At 41.8% G+C, this 19672-nt stretch carries 12 protein-coding genes and 1 tRNA gene; 7 read left to right on the top strand and 6 right to left on the bottom strand.

What is annotated here, in order from left to right:
• Window positions 1-239: 239 nt before the first annotated feature.
• Window positions 240-1685 (bottom strand): UDP-N-acetylmuramoyl-L-alanyl-D-glutamate--L-lysine ligase, encoded by a 1446-nt coding sequence (locus P7J58_RS05800; protein WP_408555909.1) that lies wholly within the window; start codon window positions 1683-1685, stop codon window positions 240-242.
• A gap of 146 nt (window positions 1686-1831) precedes the next feature.
• Between P7J58_RS05800 and P7J58_RS05795 the strand changes: the two genes are divergently transcribed.
• The 3 genes from P7J58_RS05795 (at window position 1832) to P7J58_RS05785 (ending at window position 5528) form a co-directional block, all read left to right on the top strand.
• Entirely contained in the window at window positions 1832-2578 is a 747-nt protein-coding gene (locus P7J58_RS05795; protein WP_014735985.1) for a lysophospholipid acyltransferase family protein, read from the top strand.
• A 66-nt stretch (window positions 2579-2644) separates the two neighbouring features.
• Window positions 2645-3307 carry a helix-hairpin-helix domain-containing protein gene (locus P7J58_RS05790; RefSeq protein ID WP_408555910.1) on the top strand — a complete coding sequence of 221 codons (663 nt, stop codon included), beginning with the start codon at window positions 2645-2647 and terminating at the stop codon, window positions 3305-3307.
• On the top strand, window positions 3291-5528 hold the full coding sequence (locus P7J58_RS05785; RefSeq protein WP_408555911.1) for a DNA internalization-related competence protein ComEC/Rec2: 2238 nt from the start codon (window positions 3291-3293) through the stop codon (window positions 5526-5528). The genes P7J58_RS05790 and P7J58_RS05785 overlap by 17 nt, the downstream gene beginning before the upstream one ends.
• 320 nt (window positions 5529-5848) lie before the next feature.
• Here P7J58_RS05785 and P7J58_RS05780 read toward each other — a convergent pair whose 3' ends face one another.
• Window positions 5849-12724, bottom strand: coding sequence for a G5 domain-containing protein (locus P7J58_RS05780; protein WP_408572568.1), 6876 nt, complete (start codon window positions 12722-12724; stop codon window positions 5849-5851).
• 145 nt (window positions 12725-12869) lie between these two features.
• Here P7J58_RS05780 and holA point away from each other — a divergent pair, with 145 nt between their 5' ends.
• The 4 genes from holA (at window position 12870) to P7J58_RS05760 (ending at window position 17152) form a co-directional block, all read left to right on the top strand.
• Complete coding sequence (gene holA / locus P7J58_RS05775) at window positions 12870-13901, top strand: DNA polymerase III subunit delta (RefSeq protein ID WP_408555914.1); 1032 nt, start codon at window positions 12870-12872, stop codon at window positions 13899-13901.
• A gap of 91 nt (window positions 13902-13992) precedes the next feature.
• A complete protein-coding gene (gene sodA / locus P7J58_RS05770; protein WP_024399054.1) occupies window positions 13993-14598 on the top strand; it encodes a superoxide dismutase SodA in 606 nt (201 codons plus the stop codon).
• Between the two features lie 262 nt (window positions 14599-14860).
• Entirely contained in the window at window positions 14861-16885 is a 2025-nt protein-coding gene (locus P7J58_RS05765; RefSeq protein WP_408555915.1) for a surface-anchored 5'-nucleotidase, read from the top strand.
• A gap of 195 nt (window positions 16886-17080) precedes the next feature.
• Window positions 17081-17152 (top strand) — tRNA-Arg (locus tag P7J58_RS05760).
• Window positions 17153-17172: 20 nt separating this feature from the next.
• Here P7J58_RS05760 and P7J58_RS05755 read toward each other — a convergent pair.
• The 4 genes from P7J58_RS05755 to P7J58_RS05740 form a co-directional block, all read right to left on the bottom strand.
• The gene (locus tag P7J58_RS05755; protein WP_408555916.1) at window positions 17173-18390 is read right to left on the bottom strand and encodes a chloride channel protein; all 1218 of its coding nucleotides are present in this window, start codon (window positions 18388-18390) and stop codon (window positions 17173-17175) included.
• Complete coding sequence (locus P7J58_RS05750; protein WP_002940390.1) at window positions 18383-18658, bottom strand: chorismate mutase; 276 nt, start codon at window positions 18656-18658, stop codon at window positions 18383-18385. Before P7J58_RS05750 ends, P7J58_RS05755 begins: the two co-directional genes overlap by 8 nt.
• An 81-nt stretch (window positions 18659-18739) precedes the next feature.
• Window positions 18740-19009, bottom strand: a complete 270-nt coding sequence (rpsN, locus tag P7J58_RS05745) for a 30S ribosomal protein S14 (RefSeq protein ID WP_029996585.1) — start codon at window positions 19007-19009, stop codon at window positions 18740-18742.
• A gap of 138 nt (window positions 19010-19147) precedes the next feature.
• Window positions 19148-19609, bottom strand: a complete 462-nt coding sequence (locus tag P7J58_RS05740) for a flavodoxin (protein ID WP_012775265.1) — start codon at window positions 19607-19609, stop codon at window positions 19148-19150.
• Window positions 19610-19672 lie beyond the last annotated feature (63 nt).

The raw sequence follows: 19672 nt of genomic DNA, 5'->3' as shown, positions 1-19672 counted from the left end.
CATAGCTCCAACAGTCAGAGTAGTGACTGTTGGAGGTTGGAAATGAAGCGAACTCTGTTCGCATCAGTCGTAATGGTTAGATTTGGAGTGTAAAACACGAATTGCTGAGATTTACTTCGCAAATACTATCTCCAACCTTTAACAGTCCACTGGACTGTTAAAGCCAATCAACCACTGCGCTGAGATGTTGACACTAACTTTGATAAGCGGTGCTGGGCTTTTTGCCCAGCCTCCGTATATTACAAATATTGTTTTGCTACTTCGATGTCACCGTCATAGGCGACCTTTTCGCCGTTTACAATCTGGTAGGCGTCAGCCCCCTTGCCTGCGATGATGACGGCATCTTTCGGAGAGCTTGTCTGACTCATGGCTGTGCGAATGGCTTCTTCCCGGTCCAAGATAAAGTTGCTTGGACGGGTCATGTGGGCACGGATTTGCTGGGCAATTGCTGCAGGATTTTCACGGTTAGGGTCATCAGCTGTCAGAATGACCTCAATCTGTGGATAGTCATTGAGTAGAAGTCCGAAGTCCTTGCGGCGGCTTTCTCCCTTGTTACCTGGAGCTCCAAGTATCAAGATAACCTTGCCTGTCTGGTGTTCCAAGACGACATCGATTAACTTTTTCACGCTGTCGCCGTTGTGGGCGTAGTCCACAAAGACCTTGGCACCATTTTGCTGGGTCAGGACTTCCATGCGGCCAGGGACATTGGTTTGGGCAATTCCTGTGTGAATATCGTCCAGGCTTGCACCCAAGCGGAGACAGGCCAGTCCTGCTGCGATGGCATTTTCTTGGTTGAAGCCACCAATCAGCTGGATGTCGTAATGGCCAGCCAATTTGCCAGTCGCTGTGAAGTCAAAACCTGCTGACTGGCTAATTTGGTTTTCAGAAGTCGGTCCATAGAAGTCATGGTCCTTTGAGCTGACTTGGTCTTTCACGACCTCAAAATGGTCCATTCCAGCATTGACAATGACTGCTCTGCTATTGTCCATCAAAAGCCGCTTGTGGTAGAAGTAGTCCTCAAAAGTCGGGTGCTCAATGGGGCCGATGTGGTCGGGGCTGATGTTGAGGAAGACACCGACATCAAAGGTCAGCCCGTAAACCCGCTTGACCAGATAGGCCTGGCTGGACACCTCCATAATCAAGTGGGTCATGCCGTTCTTGACCGCCTCCGCCATCATGGCAAAGAGGTCCAGGCTTTCAGGCGTGGTTAGGGCAGACTTAAAGAAAGTCTCACCGTCCAGCGTGGTGTTCATGGTCGAAAGCATGGCAGGCTTGTGGCTCTGTTTGAGAATGTTAAAAGCAAAATAAGCCGCCGTTGTCTTACCCTTGGTGCCGGTGAAAGCCAGGAGTTTGAGCTGTTTCTGGGGATGCCCATGAAATTCCATGGCAATCAGGCTCATAGCCTGCTTGATGTCGTGGACGATGATAGCAGGAATGCCGACCTCATAGTCGATTTCAGACACGTAAAAAGCCAGCCCAACCTCGATAGCTTTTTCCAGAAATTCCTTCTTAAAGGCCAAGCCCTTGGCAAAAAAGAGGGTTGTTGGGCTAACCCTACGGCTGTCATAGCTGAGGGCGTCAAACTGGATATCCGTCCATGTGCTGTCAGTCTGGTTATTCTGTTTGATATGGCGGAAGTTGTTGTCCGCCTTCAATATTTCTAATACACGTTCAATTGTAATCATGCTTCTATTGTAAACCTATCTAGTGGTTTTTACAAGTCGGGGGCTATGTAAATAGTGGGTATTTTGACCGTAAAGTTGAATGAATATGACATTTCGTTCTGACGCAAATTTGTGCTATAATAGGAGGGATTGAAAAGGAGAAGTTTATGTTTTATTCTTATCTACGAACACTATTAACATTCTTGTTGTGGGCCATCAATGGCAATATTCACTATCATGATAGAGAGAAGATTTTGCCACAGGAGGAAAATTATATTCTTATCGCTCCGCACAAAACCTTCTGGGATCCAGTCTTTCTTGGCTACGCAGCTGCTCCCAAGCAGTTCATCTTTATGGCTAAAAAAGAACTCTTCAAAGACCGCGGTTTTGGTTGGTGGATTTCAAAATGTGGAGCCTTTCCAATTGACCGTGACAATCCTGGCATGGCAGCCATCAAGTATCCAGTTAACATGTTGAAAAAAAGTGACCGTTCGCTGGTCATGTTTCCTTCTGGAAGTCGTCATTCATCTGAGCTAAAAGGTGGTGTGGCGGTCATTGCCAAGTCAGCCAAGGTCAAACTCATGCCAGCTACCTATGTGGGTCCCATGACTATCAAAGGGCTCTTAGCTGGTGAGCGAATTGATGTGGCTTTTGGAAATCCTATCGATGTTTCGGACATCAAGCGTATGGATGATGCAGGTACAGCAGAAGTAACTAGCCGAATTGAGGCTGAGTTCAAACGCTTAGATGACCATGCGGCATCTTTCCAAACCAAGAAAAAACCAAATATCTTGACCTATATCTACCGTATCCCAGTTCTTTTGCTGGTTGCTCTTATCTTGGGATTGACCTATGCCTTTAGCTATATTGCCAGCTTCTTCTGGCAACCAAGTACTCAGTTGGATAAAAAATAAGTAAATGAAACTCGCAGCTTGCGGGTTTTTTGTATTTTTTACGAACTATATAGGTGGAGGTAATTTATGGATACAATCAAAACTTATATAGAAATGCTTAAAGAATACAAGTGGCAGATTGCTCTGCCAGCAGTTGCAGGTTTGCTTCTGACCACATTCTTAATATTCAGCCAACCTGCCAAATCTGACCAGACAGGACTGACAGATTTTCCACAGCTAGAGCAAACTTCTAGCAGCTCTGAGTTGGTCGAGGAAACCAGTGCAGAAGCAAGCGAAGAGCCCAGCCAGCTGGTCGTCGATGTCAAAGGAGCGGTAGCAAAGCCAGGACTCTACACTTTAGAAGAGGGTAGCAGGGTCAATGACGCGGTTGAAGCAGCTGGCGGCTTGACTAGTCAGGCAGACCCCAAGTCTATCAATCTAGCTCAGAAGCTCAGCGACGAGGCGGTGGTCTATGTGGCTAGTAAGGACGAAAACATCTCGGTGGTGGCCAGCACGACTACCAGCTCTGCTATGTCCCAAGAAGAAAAAAACACTAATCTAGTCAATCTCAACACGGCGACCGAGGCTGACCTGCAGACTATTTCGGGCATCGGTTCCAAGCGAGCGGCGGACATTATCGCCTATCGTGAGGCCAACGGTGGCTTCAAGTCGGTGGATGACCTCAACAATGTTTCGGGCATCGGCGACAAGACCATGGAAAGCATTCGGCCTTATGTCACGGTCGATTAAGCTCCCCAGCCAGCCCATCCATCTGGCAGTCTTGGCGGTGGCGGCCTATTTTGCAGTCCACTCTTTTTCCCTCTTGACAATGGGCCTGTTCAGTCTGTTACTAGTTGTCTTTGGGTTTCGGCAAGGTAAGGCAGTTTTTCTCAAAACGCTGCCGCTTCTAGCCCTGTGTGGTCTCTTTTTCGGATGCCAAAAGGTCCAATGGGAGCGGGCAGACCAGTCAGCCTCAGAGCAAGTCACGACTGTGCAGATTATTCCAGATACGATTGAAGTAAACGGGGATAGCTTGTCTTTTCGTGGTCGGGCTGACGGACAAATCTATCAAGTTTTCTACAAATTAGCCAGTCAGGAGGAACAGACTTATTTTCAAAAGCTAACAGATTTGGTCCAGCTTGAAGTGGAAGCAGAGGTCAGCCTGCCAGCAGGTCAGCGGAATTTCAAGGGCTTTGACTATCAGGCTTACCTGAAAACACAGGGTATCTATCGGACTATCAAGCTAACGGCGATTAAGAAGATTGTTCCTATCCAGTCTTGGAATGTTTTTGACTGGCTGTCAAGCTGGCGGAGGCAGGCCTTGATCTATGTCAAAACCAATTTTCCAGCTCCGATGAGTCACTACATGACAGGGCTTTTGTTTGGGGAGCTGGATAGTGATTTTGACCAGATGAGTGACCTCTATTCCAGTCTAGGAATCATTCATCTCTTTGCCCTGTCTGGTATGCAGGTGGGCTTTTTCATCGACAAGTTTCGCTGGATTTTACTGCGTTTGGGCTTGACCAAGGAAACAGTGGATAAGTTACAAATTCCCTTTTCCCTTGTCTATGCGGGCTTGACAGGATTTTCGGTGTCAGTGGTGCGGTCTTTGGTTCAGAAAATTTTAGGCAATATGGGCTTGCGGAAGTTGGATAATTTTGCGGTGACAATCTTTGTCTGTCTGCTGATTCTGCCCCGATTTCTCTTGACAGCTGGTGGTGTCCTGACCTTTACCTATGCTTTTTTGCTGACGGTTTTTGATTTTGAAGACTTGGGGCAGGTCAAAAAGGCTGCGGTGGAGAGCCTCAGTATTTCGCTGGGAATTTTGCCGATGCTTATGACCTATTTCTATGCCTTTCAGCCTTTGTCTATCCTCTTGACCTTTGTCTTTTCCTTTGTCTTTGATGTCCTGCTTTTGCCAGGCTTGTCGGTCATTTTTCTTCTATCGCCCTTGGTCAAGATGACTTGGGTCAACGGATTTTTCGTTTTTATGGAGAAAATCATTGTCTGGGTGGCAGATTTGGGTTTTCGGCCTTGGATACTGGGCAAGCCGTCTGGGCTGGTCCTCTTACTCTTGCTGGTCTGCCTCTTTTTGCTCTACGATTTTCACAGGAAGAAGAACTGGCTCTTAGGACTGAGTTTGGTCCTCGCTCTGCTATTTTTCATCACCAAACACCCGCTGGAAAACGAGGTGACGGTGGTGGACATCGGGCAGGGGGACAGCATCTTTTTGCGGGATATGTGGGGGCGGACGGTCTTGATTGATGTGGGTGGTCGAGTCGATTTCGCGGCCAAGGAGGAGTGGCAGGAGCGGTCTTCGCAGGCAAATGCAGAGCGGACTTTGATTCCCTATCTGCATAGTCGAGGTGTGGACAGGATTGATAGTCTGGTCCTGACCCACACCGACACAGACCATGTGGGCGATGTGCTGGAAGTGGCTAAGCAGGTCCAGATTGGACGGATTTACGTGTCGCCAGGAAGCCTGACGGTGCCTGACTTTGTAGCGACCTTGAAAAAAATCAATGTGCCTGTCCATGTGGTGGCGGTAGGCGACCGCTTGCCGATTTTTGACTCCTATCTGGAAGTCCTCTATCCAGATGGGACAGGCGACGGGGGTAATAATGACTCTGTTGTTCTCTACGGTCGCTTGTTGGAAACGAACTTTCTCTTTACCGGAGATTTGGAGCAGGGGGAGTTGGAATTGATAGAATCCTATCCCAACCTGCCTGTCGATGTCCTCAAAGCCGGTCACCATGGCTCCAAAGGCTCTTCCTATCCAGAATTTTTAGACCATATCGGTGCCAAGATTGCCCTAGTATCAGCTGGGGAAAACAATCGCTACAAACATCCACACCAAGAAACCTTGGACCGTTTTGACAGCCGGAATATCCAAGTCTATCGCACAGACCAGCAAGGAGCCATTCGCTTCCGAGGTTGGAAGGAGTGGAGGATTGAAACGGTGAGGGAGTGATGATATGAAAAAAAGGATCTATAATTTCTACAGTGGATTTGCCCACTATAGAAATTATAGAGTCCTTTAAGGGAGTTGGGTGGCATAGGACTATTAGTAAGTTTATGCTATTCTATTCAATACTGTTTTCTTATTTCCAAAGAGTTTTTTTATCTCTTGGGAGAGGAGGTAGACGATTAGTATAGATCTGGTCGACTTTCAAAAGTTCCCATCAGAAGGAAGGAGTCGTCAATATCATAAGAATTAGAAGTAACCCTATGTTGAACTGTCTTAAAAAGTTAGATGGAAAAGTCTAACTTTTTTTGGGATGGAAATACATATTATTTACTCTTCCTTTTATTTTTGAGAAGAGTTGAGATAGCCCAACAAAATTCTAAAGATAATAGGGAAATGTATCCCAATCTGGCCAGGAAGTTTTCTTTTTGTTCACCTGTTTTTGGTAATATTACGCCATTGGTTTGTTGAAGCTGGCTCGGAGAAACTGTTGAATCATACTTCCTGTCAGTCAGATATTGAATTGATTTTGGTGTCTCTGCGAGTTTAATTGGAGTAGAGCTTACTTTATTATTTGGTAATGTTAGTCCAAGATTTGAAATATCTGTTTTTTCTTTTTTGCTTGGGAGGTCTATTGCTTTATCGGTACTGCGGTTTCCGATTTTGATAACTTGTTCAACCGGCTCAAGGAGGATGGTATCAGAAATGATTTCTTCATCGTTTCTTCCAACGACTGAGCCATTTATGAGAGCAATAATTTGTCGTTGACCGTCTTTGCCTTGTACAAGGATAATTTCTTCTCCCTGTTTCAACTGATTATCCACGATGTATTTCGTTTGGAAAGGAATTGGTATGATTGTTGTACTCCATTTGAGTTCAGGTTTTATGTGTTGCTCAGGAGCAGTTTCGGGAACTTTTATTTCTAAAGTTCCAATTTTCACAACTTGTTCGACTGGTTCGATTGTTTCCGTTGCGGTGTTCGCAGTAATGTTTCCAGTTTTGGTATCTAGTGTGTAGGTCGTAGTGATGATTTCCTTGCCTTCTTTACCTTGAGTGACGGTTTCTGTGTGTCCTTTTGGCAATTCAGGGTCTTCTACGGTAGTTGTCTTGTATTTCAAGATGTTGGTTACAACAACTGGTTTTGTACCGACAGCGACAATTTCGTTTTGTGGTTTTTCAAGGACTTCTCTTACCGGCTCAGAACCTTCTGTCTCAGTAATTTTTGCCTTTCCAAGTTTTCCGCTAGAGATGGTTTCTTTTTCTCCAGCTGTTCTGTTTTCGTCAGCTTGGTAGATAACTGTAAACGGAATCTCTTCGAATCGAACGGTTGTTTGAGGGGAAGATTTGGTTCCAATTTTCACAACTTGTTCGACTGGTTCGATTGTTTCCGTTGCGGTGTTCGCAGTAATGTTTCCAGTTTTGGTATCTAGTGTGTAGGTCGTAGTGATGATTTCCTTGCCTTCTTTACCTTGAGTGACGGTTTCTGTGTGTCCTTTTGGCAATTCAGGGTCTTCTACGGTAGTTGTCTTGTATTTCAAGATGTTGGTTACAACAACTGGTTTTGTACCGACAGCGACAATTTCGTTTTGTGGTTTTTCAAGGACTTCTCTTACCGGCTCAGAACCTTCTGTCTCAGTAATTTTTGCCTTTCCAAGTTTTCCGCTAGAGATGGTTTCTTTTTCTCCAGCTGTTCTGTTTTCGTCAGCTTGGTAGATAACTGTAAACGGAATCTCTTCGAATCGAACGGTTGTTTGAGGGGAAGATTTGGTTCCGATTTTCACAACTTGTTCGACTGGTTCGATTGTTTCCGTTGCGGTGTTCGCAGTAATGTTTCCAGTTTTGGTATCCAGTGTGTAGGTCGTAGTGATGATTTCCTTGCCTTCTTTACCTTGAGTGACGGTTTCTGTGTGTCCTTTTGGCAATTCAGGGTCTTCTACGGTAGTTGTCTTGTATTTCAAGATGTTGGTTACAACAACTGGTTTTGTACCGACAGCGACAATTTCGTTTTGTGGTTTTTCAAGGACTTCTCTTACCGGCTCAGAACCTTCTGTCTCAGTAATTTTTGCCTTTCCAAGTTTTCCGCTAGAGATGGTTTCTTTTTCTCCAGCTGTTCTGTTTTCGTCAGCTTGGTAGATAACTGTAAACGGAATCTCTTCGAATCGAACGGTTGTTTGAGGGGAAGATTTGGTTCCGATTTTCACAACTTTTTCGACTGGTTCAATTGTTTCCGTTACGGTGTTCGCAGTAATGTTTCCAGTTTTGGTATCCAGTGTGTAGGTTGTAGTAATGATTTCCTTGCCTTCTTTACCTTGAGTGACGGTCTCTGTGTGTCCTTTTGGCAATTCAGGGTCTTCTACGGTAGTTGTCTTGTATTTCAAGATGTTGGTTACAACAACTGGTTTTGTACCGACAGCGACAATTTCGTTTTGTGGTTTTTCAAGGACTTCTCTTACTGGCTCAGAACCTTCTGTCTCAGTAATTTTTGCCTTTCCAAGTTTTCCGCTAGAGATAGTTTCTTTTTCCCCAGCCGTTCTGTTTTCGTCGGCTTGATAGATAGTTGTAAATGGAATCTCTTCAAAACGAACGGTTGTTTGAGGGGAAGATTTGGTTCCGATTTTCACAACTTTTTCGACTGGTTCAATTGTTTCCGTTACGGTGTTCGCAGTAATGTTTCCAGTTTTGGTATCCAGTGTGTAGGTTGTAGTAATGATTTCCTTGCCTTCTTTACCTTGAGTGACGGTCTCTGTGTGTCCTTTTGGCAATTCAGGGTCTTCTACGGTAGTTGTCTTGTATTTCAAGATGTTGGTTACAACAACTGGTTTTGTACCGACAGCGACAATTTCGTTTTGTGGTTTTTCAAGGACTTCTCTTACTGGCTCAGAACCTTCTGTCTCAGTAATTTTTGCCTTTCCAAGTTTTCCGCTAGAGATAGTTTCTTTTTCCCCAGCCGTTCTGTTTTCATCGGCTTGATAGATAGTTGTAAATGGAACATCTTCAAAACGAACGGTTGTTTGAGGTGAAGATTCGTAGCGCCAGTAACCGGTATAGAATTGTCGTTTTGTAGTACTATTAGAATCAAGTTCCCATCTGTCAAAGACCCATCTTCCATCCCCATCTACAACTATTTCAGTAATCGCTTCTGGTTGTGGAATCGCTTGATTAGGACTTTCCTTATCTTCTGGCAATAAATCTTCGACTTCACTTGGCAATATCTTATCAAGTTCTACGGATTCAAAATAATATCCTGCTGAGTAAGGCTGATGATAGATGTAATTTCCGTCTTTGTCCATTTTAAGTATTTCATCCAGCGGTATTAGCTTGACTGAAAGGCCACTTTGTTTAGAAGCAATCGTGACAAATGTCTTACCGTCTGATTCAGAGAAATTCATATCTTTGCGTTTAAACTGGATAGTCGCTTGTCCGTCTAAATCTTGTAAGGCTAATTGTCCCTTATCTGTGAATCCTAATATTCCATCTCCTTTAAGTGATTGGAAACGAGCTTCTAAATCTCCCAAATTTATTTGGCTACCAGTTTCTACTGTTAATGCCTGTTGGATTGGATTGAGTGATTGGCTGTTTAGGGAGATAAAGGAATTGTTTTTTACTATGAGATTTGAGATGTTTTTTAACTCTACATTACTTGCTTTGCTATTATTAAAAATAAGGGTTACCTGATTGGTTGCAGGTGCTTGGAATTTATTGACCTGATTACTTTCGGAAGTGATTGTAACAGGAGAAGGTGTAGTCACTTCGACACCGTTTTTAATTTGTGTACCATTTGCAATCGCAATATCTGCGGCATTTTGGACGGTCATCTTATCGAAAACAGTTTCATTTGTATTTAAAATTTTCAAACTGGATTCACGCTTATCAGTTGTATCTGCTGATGAACCTATGATAAGACTAGGGCGTTTATCAGTTTGACGATTGGATATAAGAGTGGATACATGATCCATTGTCACTTGACCATCTATGTAGATGTTTCCAGGGACATTGCTTTCTGTTAAAGCATGAATACTTAAATTACGTAGGGTAACGTTATTTGAAATTTGAATACTCTCATTAAAAATAATCGCATTTTCACTGCTATCACTCTCAATGGTAACTGCTTTATTGATGACGAGTGGAGTTCGCTCGGTGGCATTGCCGACCAGTTTGATGATAGTACCATCTGTAGCTTTCTGCAAGGCTTCAGCCAAACTTCCCATAGGGGTATCTTCTGTCAGTCCTTGTCCGTTTCCGCCATTTTTTACATAGATAATGTCAGATTGTTTTGGTGCTTCAAAGATACTAGCTTCTAGATTGTTAAACTGTAGAGCTTTGTTTAGAATATCTAATTTAACTTTACGGACATTAGTTGCTAACCGAGCAACTGAAGCTTTTTGAGCTGCTTGGTCTAACTGCGTTTGAGTAACAGTGGAACGACTGTTAAGTAGACTGTTAATTGAATTTCGATAGGTGGTTAATACTGCTAAATCAGCTTTTATAGCTGTTTCTAACTCTTTCTCCAATTGGCTAGTTTGCCACAATTGATTAACCGGTTCCTTATCTTCTAACCGTTTATATTGCGCTTTTTTGAAACTAGCCCAATCTGAATATTCGTTTCCTAAGATTGCTTTAAAAGCTTCTGAGTCGCTATTGTATCTGTTACTAATGTAACTTATAAAGGCATCCCAGCCTTTCCATGCCAATATTTCATATGCATGTCGCTTGAAAGAGATATCTCCAACGGTATTATTGCCACTTGGAGCTTCTGAAGCACCGTAGAAGCTTTCTAGAAGTGGGACATGATCATATTGGTTATGACTTAATTCCGTTAGGATAGGGGAAATTCCACGAGGGATAAACTGACCACTGACTGCATCTTGGTCAACCAAATCATTGATGCTAGTTGGTTTAGTAAGTGAAGCAACCGTCAACTGCCCATAGGGGAGAAATGCATCGTTGGTAGAAGGGAGACTGGTGGTTGTCGTGCTAGTGTTAGAAGTGGTATTGCGAGGTACTTGGACGACCTTATTGAAATAAATAGCTAATTCATTTTCTGCTAGGGATTTTAAAGCAACCCTCGCTTCAACAGCTTCTAAATAAGCGACTAAATCAACAAGATTTTTTGTGTAATTTGCTAACTTTTCTGTAGAAGTTTGAGGTGTTAATGCTTGAGTACGATTAGAACTTTCAGCAATAGTGAGAGCGGTATTCAAATTAAAGACAGGTTTGTACTCACCAGGAACACCGTTTTGTGTATTATCAATTACTTCAAATAAACCTCGTGCATACACTTCAGGTCCTTGACCAGCTCGTCGACCTTCTTTACGATAAGTTCCACCGAACAACCTAGCCTCATCGTTTGTATGAGTCATTTCGTGAGTGAACAGTGCGACACCTGAAAGGTTACTGTGCATAAAGCGTGTCTCGTAGGCTTTAATCATATTTTCACCATTTGCAACACCTCCTAGTCCAACTCCTGAACGAACATAATTTTCCCAGAGATTCATTGGAGAGAAGAAGTTGAGTACCGCAGAATGTGCAGAAGTGCCTTCGTTAGGTGACCAAGTGTGTGCTTTGGTGGTCTCGTTATAGACATTCATCGTATCGACTGCTAGTGTAAATGGAATAGTTGTACTATCTTTTTTAGCAGAGTTAAGGAAAGTCAACCAATTTTCTTGGTAGGTAAGGATTTTTTCGAAGAAAGTAGATGTAGGTTGTTGTACCCCACGTTCCTTGCTGTAGTTTTTCAACTCAGGGTACAGGTCTGTATACGAATCTAAAAGTCCAAGAGTCAAACTATTGCTAGTACCCGCAACGTAAATTCCTCTTCCTTGTGAGAGGATAGGGAGAATGTAATCTGGCTTATTTGTTTTCAATAAGTCAAATATGGAAATATTTGGGCTAGTTCCAATCAGTGCCTGAGATTGTTCTGTAAAGTAGCTATTTACATCTTTTCCTTTAGATTGAGCTATTTTTTCAACTAATTCAGCAGTAGATTTGGTACCAGTGTATTGACCAATCATACGGTTATTGAATTGTATTTGATTAAGATTTAAAGCAAGCGATCGTTTATCAGTAATACGACCACCATAAGCCATCAATCGGTCATAGGCACTTGTCTGGTCAGCTTGGATATTACCGATTGTGTGGGGAGTAAAGACAAGAGTTTGTGGTAAATCTTTTTCAAAGGAGTATTGTTGCTGGAGGTATAGGACACCACGATACAGTTGACTAAGATTATTTTTTAGAGTTTCAACTGTAAGTCCTGATTTTTCCGTAAGTAGCTGACCATTGTTATATTCAAGAAGTTGTTGGAAAGTGTTTCTCGCCTCAGGCGCAAGAGCTTCAATACTCGCATCTTCGTAGAGGTTTTTGTTCGCTTCAATCAGTGCTAATTTTCTTGCTTCTTCTACTTTTTCAGCATTAGAGAGATTTTTGTATTTTTCATCCAATCTAATCTTTTGGATCAGTGGAATGAAATACTTCGTTGAGTCAGCAGGGCTTAACCATTCTTTAGGTTTCACAACATCTAGTAAAGCTACTTTATCAGCGCTAGTTTCAAAGTTTGTGAGAATGAGGTTGTTAAGAGTTTGTTTCTCTTCAGCGTTTAGAGATGCTATCGTTTTAGACTGAGGGATGCTTCCTTTTTCGATTGCTTGGATTGCAGTATCATCAGTGGAAACAGCTGTTGTTGGGGCTGTATTTGTATTTGCTGCTGTGCGAAGTGCAGTACTTCCTTCGATTGTACCAGCCGGCTCTTCTGAAAGGCTGGTTTCATTTGTTTCTGATTCAGTGGATAGTTCAGGAGTAGAAATAGTAGATGGCTTACTCGCTGTTTCCACAGTTTCGAGGGAGGCACTTGTTTGTGAACTGTCTTCAGTATCAGAAGAGCTTGAAGGGGCTACCTCATTTTTACTGTCATTAGTGTTGCTGACAAGAGGGGCTACTTCAGGTTGTTCTTCTCTAGTCTTGTTTAATGCAGGATCTTCGTCGGTGTTTCCTGTATCTTGTTCCGCTTTTTCATTCACTAACGTTTCAACTGAATCTGCAGTTTCACTTCCGTCAGCTTCTACCTTGTCAGTTACAAAAGCTACAGTATCCTTTTCATCAGCTGCAACTGTAATACTTGCTTGAGCAAGAAAAGTAAAACCGATGCAAATAGAGACAACACCGATTGATAATTTTTTTATTGTAAATCGCTGTTTCCGTTCCATATTTTCCCCTTTTCTAGTTCATGTAGTTATCTAGAATATAACAGAAATTAAGCGTTTTTGCAAATAGTATAGTAATTGATTTTGTTAGACACTTTGCCAGCCTCATTGCTTTTGTGGTAAAATGAAAACAGAATATGAGGTATACATGTTAGTTATTGAACAGATTGAAAAATTAAAAAAAGAGAAACTAGAGCTTCTGACCGTTTTATGCGGTGAAGACATCGGACAATACCAAATAGCGAAAGACTTACTTCTGAGGAAGCTTGATTTCGATCCTGCAGATTTGGGGTTTGCCTATTTTGATATGTCAGAAGCTGATTATAGTCAGGTGGATTTGGATTTGGTTTCTCTCCCATTTTTTTCAGATGAAAAAGTTGTCATACTGGATTATTTTTCTGATTTGACCACAGACAAGAAGCGGCATTTGACGGACGATGAGCTTAAACAGTTTGAGGCTTATTTGGAAAATCCTGTCGAAACAACACGTTTGATTATCCTAGCTCCAGGAAAGTTAGATAGCAAACGACGCCTGGTTAAACTTCTCAAACGAGATGGACTAGTATTAGAAGCCAATCCTCTGAAGGAGATGGATTTGAAAAATCATTTCCAAAAGGAGATAATGCGTCTTGGATTGCAGATGGGAGGAGAGGTTTTTCAATATCTTTTAGAAAAGTCCAATTTTGATTTTGCAGAAATTAGTAAGAACCTAGTCTTTCTTCAATCTTATAAGGGAAAAGAGACGATTGAAATTTCAGATATTGATGCGGCTATCCCCAAGACACTACAGGATAATATCTTTGATTTAACACAGTTAATTCTACAATCCAAGGTAGACGAGGCTCGCAACTTAGTTCGTGACTTGCGGTTGCAAGGGGAGGAAGAGGTTAAGTTGATTGCCATCATGTTAACCCAATTTCGAACCTATCTACAAGTGCAAATCCTAGTAGAGCAAGGCCGAGGGGAACAGCAGATAGTAGCTGAGTTATCAACTATTATGGGGCGTAAGGTGAATCCATACCAAGTAAAGTATGCTTTGCGCGATTCACGCTATTTATCCATTGGATTTTTGAAAAAAGTTGTTCGATTATTGATAGTAACGGATTATCAAATCAAGACAGGACAGTTTGATAAGGATTACTTGTTTGATCTTACATTGTTAAAAATTGCAACGAGTTAAGTGTTTGATTAGTATTTTCAGACAAAAAAATTGAAAAGGCTCTCACATTGGAGTAAAATAAGAATATCAATTAGTATAGGAGAACAAGAAAATGGCAATTATTTTACCAGACCTTCCATACGCATACGATGCCTTGGAACCACATATTGATGCAGAAACAATGACCCTGCACCATGACAAGCACCATGCAACTTATGTTGCAAATGCTAATGCAGCCCTTGAAAAACACCCAGAAATCGGTGAAGACTTGGTAGCACTTTTGTCAGATGTGGAGCAAATTCCAGCTGATATCCGTCAAGCCCTTATCAACAACGGTGGCGGTCACCTTAATCATGCACTTTTCTGGGAATTACTTTCACCAGAGAAAACAGAAATTTCAGCAGAATTGGCAGCCGATATTGATGCGACCTTTGGTTCATTTGATGCCTTCAAAGATGCCTTCACAACTGCAGCAACAACTCGCTTCGGTTCAGGTTGGGCTTTCTTGGTTGTCAACAAAGAAGGCAAGTTAGAGGTTATCTCAACAGCTAACCAAGACACACCTATCATGCAAGGGTTGAAACCAATCTTGGCATTGGATGTTTGGGAACATGCTTATTACCTCAACTACCGCAATGTTCGTCCAAACTACATCAAAGCCTTCTTTGAAGTGATTAACTGGGACAAGGTTAACGAACTTTATAAAGCAGCTAAATAAGAACAGTTCTCTTCCGTTTGGAAGAGATTTTTTAGTTGTGAGGAGTATTTTGTAGAGAATTGTGTAAGGGAAGAGGGATGATTTTTCGTATTATGGATAAAAACAACAAGATATTTTCAGAAAAATGATGCAAAAGTAAGAATAAACGAATATTTTTATACTTTTTTGTTATAAATGACTGATTTGATATTGAAAAGCCGTAAAAAAAGGATTATTATAGATATGTCAATATGAAAAAAATAGAAGGAGCATTGTTTTGCTTATGAAAAAGAATATTCGGTTGAAAAGCAGTGTACTAGCTCTTGTAGCTGGTTTTAGTGTCATTACAACACAGGCTGTTTTAGCAGATGAATTAGCTGTCCAAATTATGGGAGTTAATGATTTCCATGGTGCGCTTGATACGACAGGGACAGCGCGATTGGAGGGGGAAACAGTTCGGAATGCAGGAACTGCAGCCTTGCTTGATGCTTACATGGATGATTCGCAAGCAGAATTTGAAGAAACAGCAGCAGAAACAGAAACACCTGCAGAGTCTATCCGTGTTCAAGCCGGAGATATGGTTGGTGCAAGTCCATCGAATTCTGGACTTTTACAAGATGAACCAACTGTAAAAGTCTTTAACAAAATGGATGTTGAATATGGTACTTTGGGGAACCATGAGTTTGATGAGGGACTTGATGAGTATAACCGTATCATGACTGGCGAAGCTCCAAAAGAAGGCCAGTTTAATGAGATTGTAGATAATTATACTCATGAAGCAGCCAAACAGGAGATTGTTATCGCTAACGTTATTGATAAAGAGACGGGTGAAATTCCGTATGGCTGGAAACCGTATGCTATTAAGACTATTCCTGTAAATGATAAAGAAGCAAATATTGGCTTTATTGGTGTAGTTACGACAGAAATTCCTAATCTTGTTTTGAAGAAAAACTATGAGCAGTACACTTTTTTGAATGAGGCAGAGACGATTGCAAAATATGCGCGTGAGTTAGCTGAAAAGGGTGTAAATGCGATAGTTGTACTGGCTCACGTCCCAGCTACAAGCAAGGATGGTGTGGCTGCTGGTGAAGCTGCAGATATGATTGCTAAGCTAAATGAAATCTATCCTGAACACTCAGTTGACCTTGTATTTGCCGGTCACAACCATGTCTATACAAACGGTACAACAGGCAAAACCTTGATTGTACAAGCTACCTCACAAGGTAAGGCTTATGCAGATGTTAGAGCTGTTTATGATACAGATATTGCCGACTTTAAAGAAGTTCCGACTGCGAAAATTATTGCAGTGGCACCAGGGCAGAAAACACCAAGTCCAGAAATTCAGGCGATTGTAGACGAAGCAAATACCATTGTTAAAAAAGTAACAGAGCAAAAAATTGGTACGGCTAGTCAAGTGACAGATATTTCTCGCGAGGTAAATGAATTTAAAGAAAGTGCTGTGGGCAATTTAGTAACATCGGCTCAATTAGCTATTGCTAAGAAATCAGGTTATGATGTTGACTTTGCAATGACCAACAATGGCGGGATTCGGGCAGATTTGAAGGTCCAAGAGGATGGAACAGTTACTTGGGGAGCAGCACAAGCTGTTCAACCATTTGGGAATATCCTACAAGTCGTTCAAATGACAGGTGAGCAGATTTATACAGCCTTAAATCAACAATACGATGAAGGCGAAAAATATTTCCTTCAAATGTCTGGAATTAAATATATCTACACGAAAGCAGATAATCCAACGGAAGAAAATCCTTATAAGGTTGTAAAAGCCTTCAAAGAAGATGGAACGGAGATTGTTCCGACAGAAACCTATACACTTGTCATCAATGACTTCCTATTTGGTGGTGGGGATGGCTTCTCGATTTTCAAAGAAGCTAAACTGATTGGCGCTATCAATCCAGATACAGAAGTATTTGTTGAGTATTTGACTGATTTAGAAAAAGCAGGTCAAACGATTAGTGCAACTATTACAGGTAGAAAAGCATTTGTAGAGGAGTACGTAGAAGAACCAAAAGCAGAAGAAAAAGGAGATACTGCTGGGACAACTACCGATACGAAAATACCTGAAAAAGCAAGCGACGGTGGCGATAGTGTAGCAAATCAGAAAGCAAACGAGCAACCAGCACCATCTGGAAGTATGGCTCCTGTTTCAAATAAGAAAACTGAAAAAGCATCAGGGAATCAAACACTTCCAAATACCGGTCAAGAAGCCCTAGGCTCACTTCTTATTAGCTTGGGTGGCTTAGTTTCACTCGGAATGGCTGTCTCAATGAGACGTAAGGAAGGGGAATAGGAATCAAGCATAAAAACGACAAACTTTCGAAGTACATTCTAGAATTACTTCTTTTAGAGATTATCATGAGAGAAATACATAAAAACAATTGTGTTTCATCTTAGAGTAGGTTCTGCTTTTTGTAAAAATTTGAAAAAACTTATATAACCTTGCTCTTGCAATCTGCTCTCTTCTGGGGTACAATAGAGAAGCAGACTTCCCTTAGTTAAATGGATATAACAAATTCCTCCTAAGAATTAGTTGCAGGTTCGATTCCTGCAGGGGAGATGAAGAGTATACGAAAAAGCCTAAATGATAGGCTTTTTTGCATTATTGAATTTCCTCACCTGCACCCCATAATAAATAGTCTGTTTTCTGTTTATAAGATAAGCTATGGCAAGTACAGGAATAGCATAGGGCAGGATATTAGCACCGAATACTTCATAACTAATGAAGAGAGGAGCCAGTAAGGTATTGGTGGCTGTTCCAAATACGGCACAATACCCAAGAGCTGCAACAAGTTCAGTTGGTAGACCTAGTAATCCTGCTAAAACAGCCCCTGAACTTGCTCCAATCGCAAAGAGCGGAGTAACTTCGCCCCCTTGAAAACCTGCAGCCAAACAAAGACAGGTTAGTAGGAGTTTTAGTAGCCAATCGAAAGCAAACACCTGTTCCCCAGCTAAACTGGCATCGATCAAATTGGTTCCTAGACCAGTATAACGACCTTGATGGAAGAAAAATAGTAGAACGGTCAGTCCAACTCCCATGATAGCTATTTTAATGTAGGGATTTGGAAGCCATCGAGTTGAGATGCTTTTTGTTTGCACCAGAAACCAAGCAAATACATTACCGACAACTCCAAAGCAGATGGCAATCAGAAGCCATTTAAAACTATCTATAAAATGGAATGAGGTAGTTGCGATGGCATGTGAAAATTTCTCTAATCCCAATAAATGGGAAGTAGTAGAAGCCGTGAAAGCGGCAACTAGACAATAGGGGAGACTAGTCCAAGAATATTGGCCAACGATTACTACCTCAATGGCAAAGAAACTAGCAGCCCATGGCGTTTGAAATAACCCTGCAAAACCTGCGGCCATACCAATCTTTGTTATCATGTCTTTGGGCAAGTGTGTGAAACCATGTTTTTTTAACCAGTGTGAGAGACTGGCTCCAAGTTGGACAGCTACCCCCTCGCGGCCAACGGAAGCACCGACAAGATGACTGAGCCAAGTTGTAGAGATGATGAGCGGAATGAGAACTGGAGAAATTTGCACTAGCTCCCCTTGTCCAGCTTTGAAGACTAAGCCCATGCCTGCTTGGACTTCCCTCCCCCATTTTTGATAAATGAAAACAATCAACACACCTGCAAGTGGCAGAAAGGGGATGAGATATGTAAAATATTCAGATCGTAACTCTCCAACCCCTAGTAGAATTTTCCCAAAAAGTGTGGTGATAATTCCTGCACCGACTCCAATTAAGCAAGAAAAGAAAAGGAGTTGGATGGCATGTTTCATTTTATTACTCATGATTTGCTAACTTGGAAGATTGATATGCTCTTGATTGGGCCATCATATCACTAAAGGTCGCTTGAATAGCAGAGCGGTAATCATCCTTTTGGACTAATTTTCCAACTCTTTCAAGGACAGCATTTTCTCGGCTGGTATCCAAAACAGGCTTACCTGTTGCTCGTTTATAGGCTGTAACTTGGTCGACCAACTCCATTCGTTTTTCAAGTAGTTCAACCAATTGGCTATCAATCGTGTTAATCTGTTCGCGGATGCAATCCAAATTCATCTTATAAACCTCCGTATATTGTTTCAGTTGTTTTTTAGTATAGCAAAAAACAAGGCAGAATACTAGCCTTGTTTGAGGAAGTTACCAACTTGCTTTTTTTACCCCAGGAAGTTGACCAAGATGGGCTAATTCACGGAAGGTAATCCGACTCACACCGAATTTTCGCATATAAGCGTGCGGACGGCCATCGGTCCTATCGCGGTATTTCAGTCGATTTGGATTTGAGTCGCGAGGCAATTTTCGAAGTGCTTGATAGTCACCTTTTTCTTTGAGACTTTTACGTAAATCCGCATAGCGCTCGATTAACTCCAACTGTCTCTGATAGCGTGTCATTTTTGATTTTTTAGCCATAAAATTCTCCTTTTTAAAAAACTTAACCAGTTAATTATATATCGAAACTATTAAGATTGCAAGCAATAGGTGTACAATCTTAATAAAAGGCTAAAAGAAAACAGACTAGACCTATTGATAAGCCAGTCTGTCTGTCAGTTAATTCATTGTATCTAGTTTAGCAACAAGGTCTGTCGCGAATTGCTCAAGGTTAACAATATCCTCATCTTCAGCGGCAAGGTCTACCTTAACATTTTCGGCCCCCTTAGTTGCACCACGTGAACCCAACATGACATCAAAGTCATCTACTGCACTACAGAAGTCATCATAGAAGGTATCGCCAGAACCACAAACACCGTAGACCTTACCAGTCAAATCTAAGTCAGCTAGGTCAGCATAGAAATCAACGATTTCATCTGGAAGCTCACCATCACCACCATAAGAATAGGTGTAGCTGGCTACAACAATCAAGTCAGCATCCAAGATTTCTTCGGTTTCAATAGTCGTACATTCGTGAACCTGTACTTCTAAACCCAACTCTTCTAGCTTACTGGCGACGATGTCAGCAATTTCTTCTGTGTTACCAGTCATACTAGCGTAAACTATTTTTGCTAGTGCCATAATTTCCTCCAAATTACATAGTAATCCCATTATACCACACTCCCATCATTTTCAAAAGGGGAA

The sequence above is a fragment of the Streptococcus suis genome, from assembly GCF_046032535.1.
GTDB lineage: Bacteria > Bacillota > Bacilli > Lactobacillales > Streptococcaceae > Streptococcus > Streptococcus suis_AK.
Note: the sequence above shows the minus strand (reverse complement) of the source record. Positions and strands in the feature narration are given on the sequence as shown.

Excerpts from the sequence above, each read along its gene's own strand:
- P7J58_RS05800 (WP_408555909.1), bottom strand. The coding sequence starts at position 1,685 with ATGATTACAATTGAACGTGTATTAGAAATATTGAAGGCGGACAACAAC.
- P7J58_RS05795 (WP_014735985.1), top strand. The coding sequence starts at position 1,832 with ATGTTTTATTCTTATCTACGAACACTATTAACATTCTTGTTGTGGGCC.
- P7J58_RS05790 (WP_408555910.1), top strand. The coding sequence starts at position 2,645 with ATGGATACAATCAAAACTTATATAGAAATGCTTAAAGAATACAAGTGG.
- P7J58_RS05785 (WP_408555911.1), top strand. The coding sequence starts at position 3,291 with ATGTCACGGTCGATTAAGCTCCCCAGCCAGCCCATCCATCTGGCAGTC.
- P7J58_RS05780 (WP_408572568.1), bottom strand. The coding sequence starts at position 12,724 with ATGGAACGGAAACAGCGATTTACAATAAAAAAATTATCAATCGGTGTT.
- holA (WP_408555914.1), top strand. The coding sequence starts at position 12,870 with ATGTTAGTTATTGAACAGATTGAAAAATTAAAAAAAGAGAAACTAGAG.
- sodA (WP_024399054.1), top strand. The coding sequence starts at position 13,993 with ATGGCAATTATTTTACCAGACCTTCCATACGCATACGATGCCTTGGAA.
- P7J58_RS05765 (WP_408555915.1), top strand. The coding sequence starts at position 14,861 with ATGAAAAAGAATATTCGGTTGAAAAGCAGTGTACTAGCTCTTGTAGCT.
- P7J58_RS05755 (WP_408555916.1), bottom strand. The coding sequence starts at position 18,390 with ATGAGTAATAAAATGAAACATGCCATCCAACTCCTTTTCTTTTCTTGC.
- P7J58_RS05750 (WP_002940390.1), bottom strand. The coding sequence starts at position 18,658 with ATGAATTTGGATTGCATCCGCGAACAGATTAACACGATTGATAGCCAA.
- rpsN (WP_029996585.1), bottom strand. The coding sequence starts at position 19,009 with ATGGCTAAAAAATCAAAAATGACACGCTATCAGAGACAGTTGGAGTTA.
- P7J58_RS05740 (WP_012775265.1), bottom strand. The coding sequence starts at position 19,609 with ATGGCACTAGCAAAAATAGTTTACGCTAGTATGACTGGTAACACAGAA.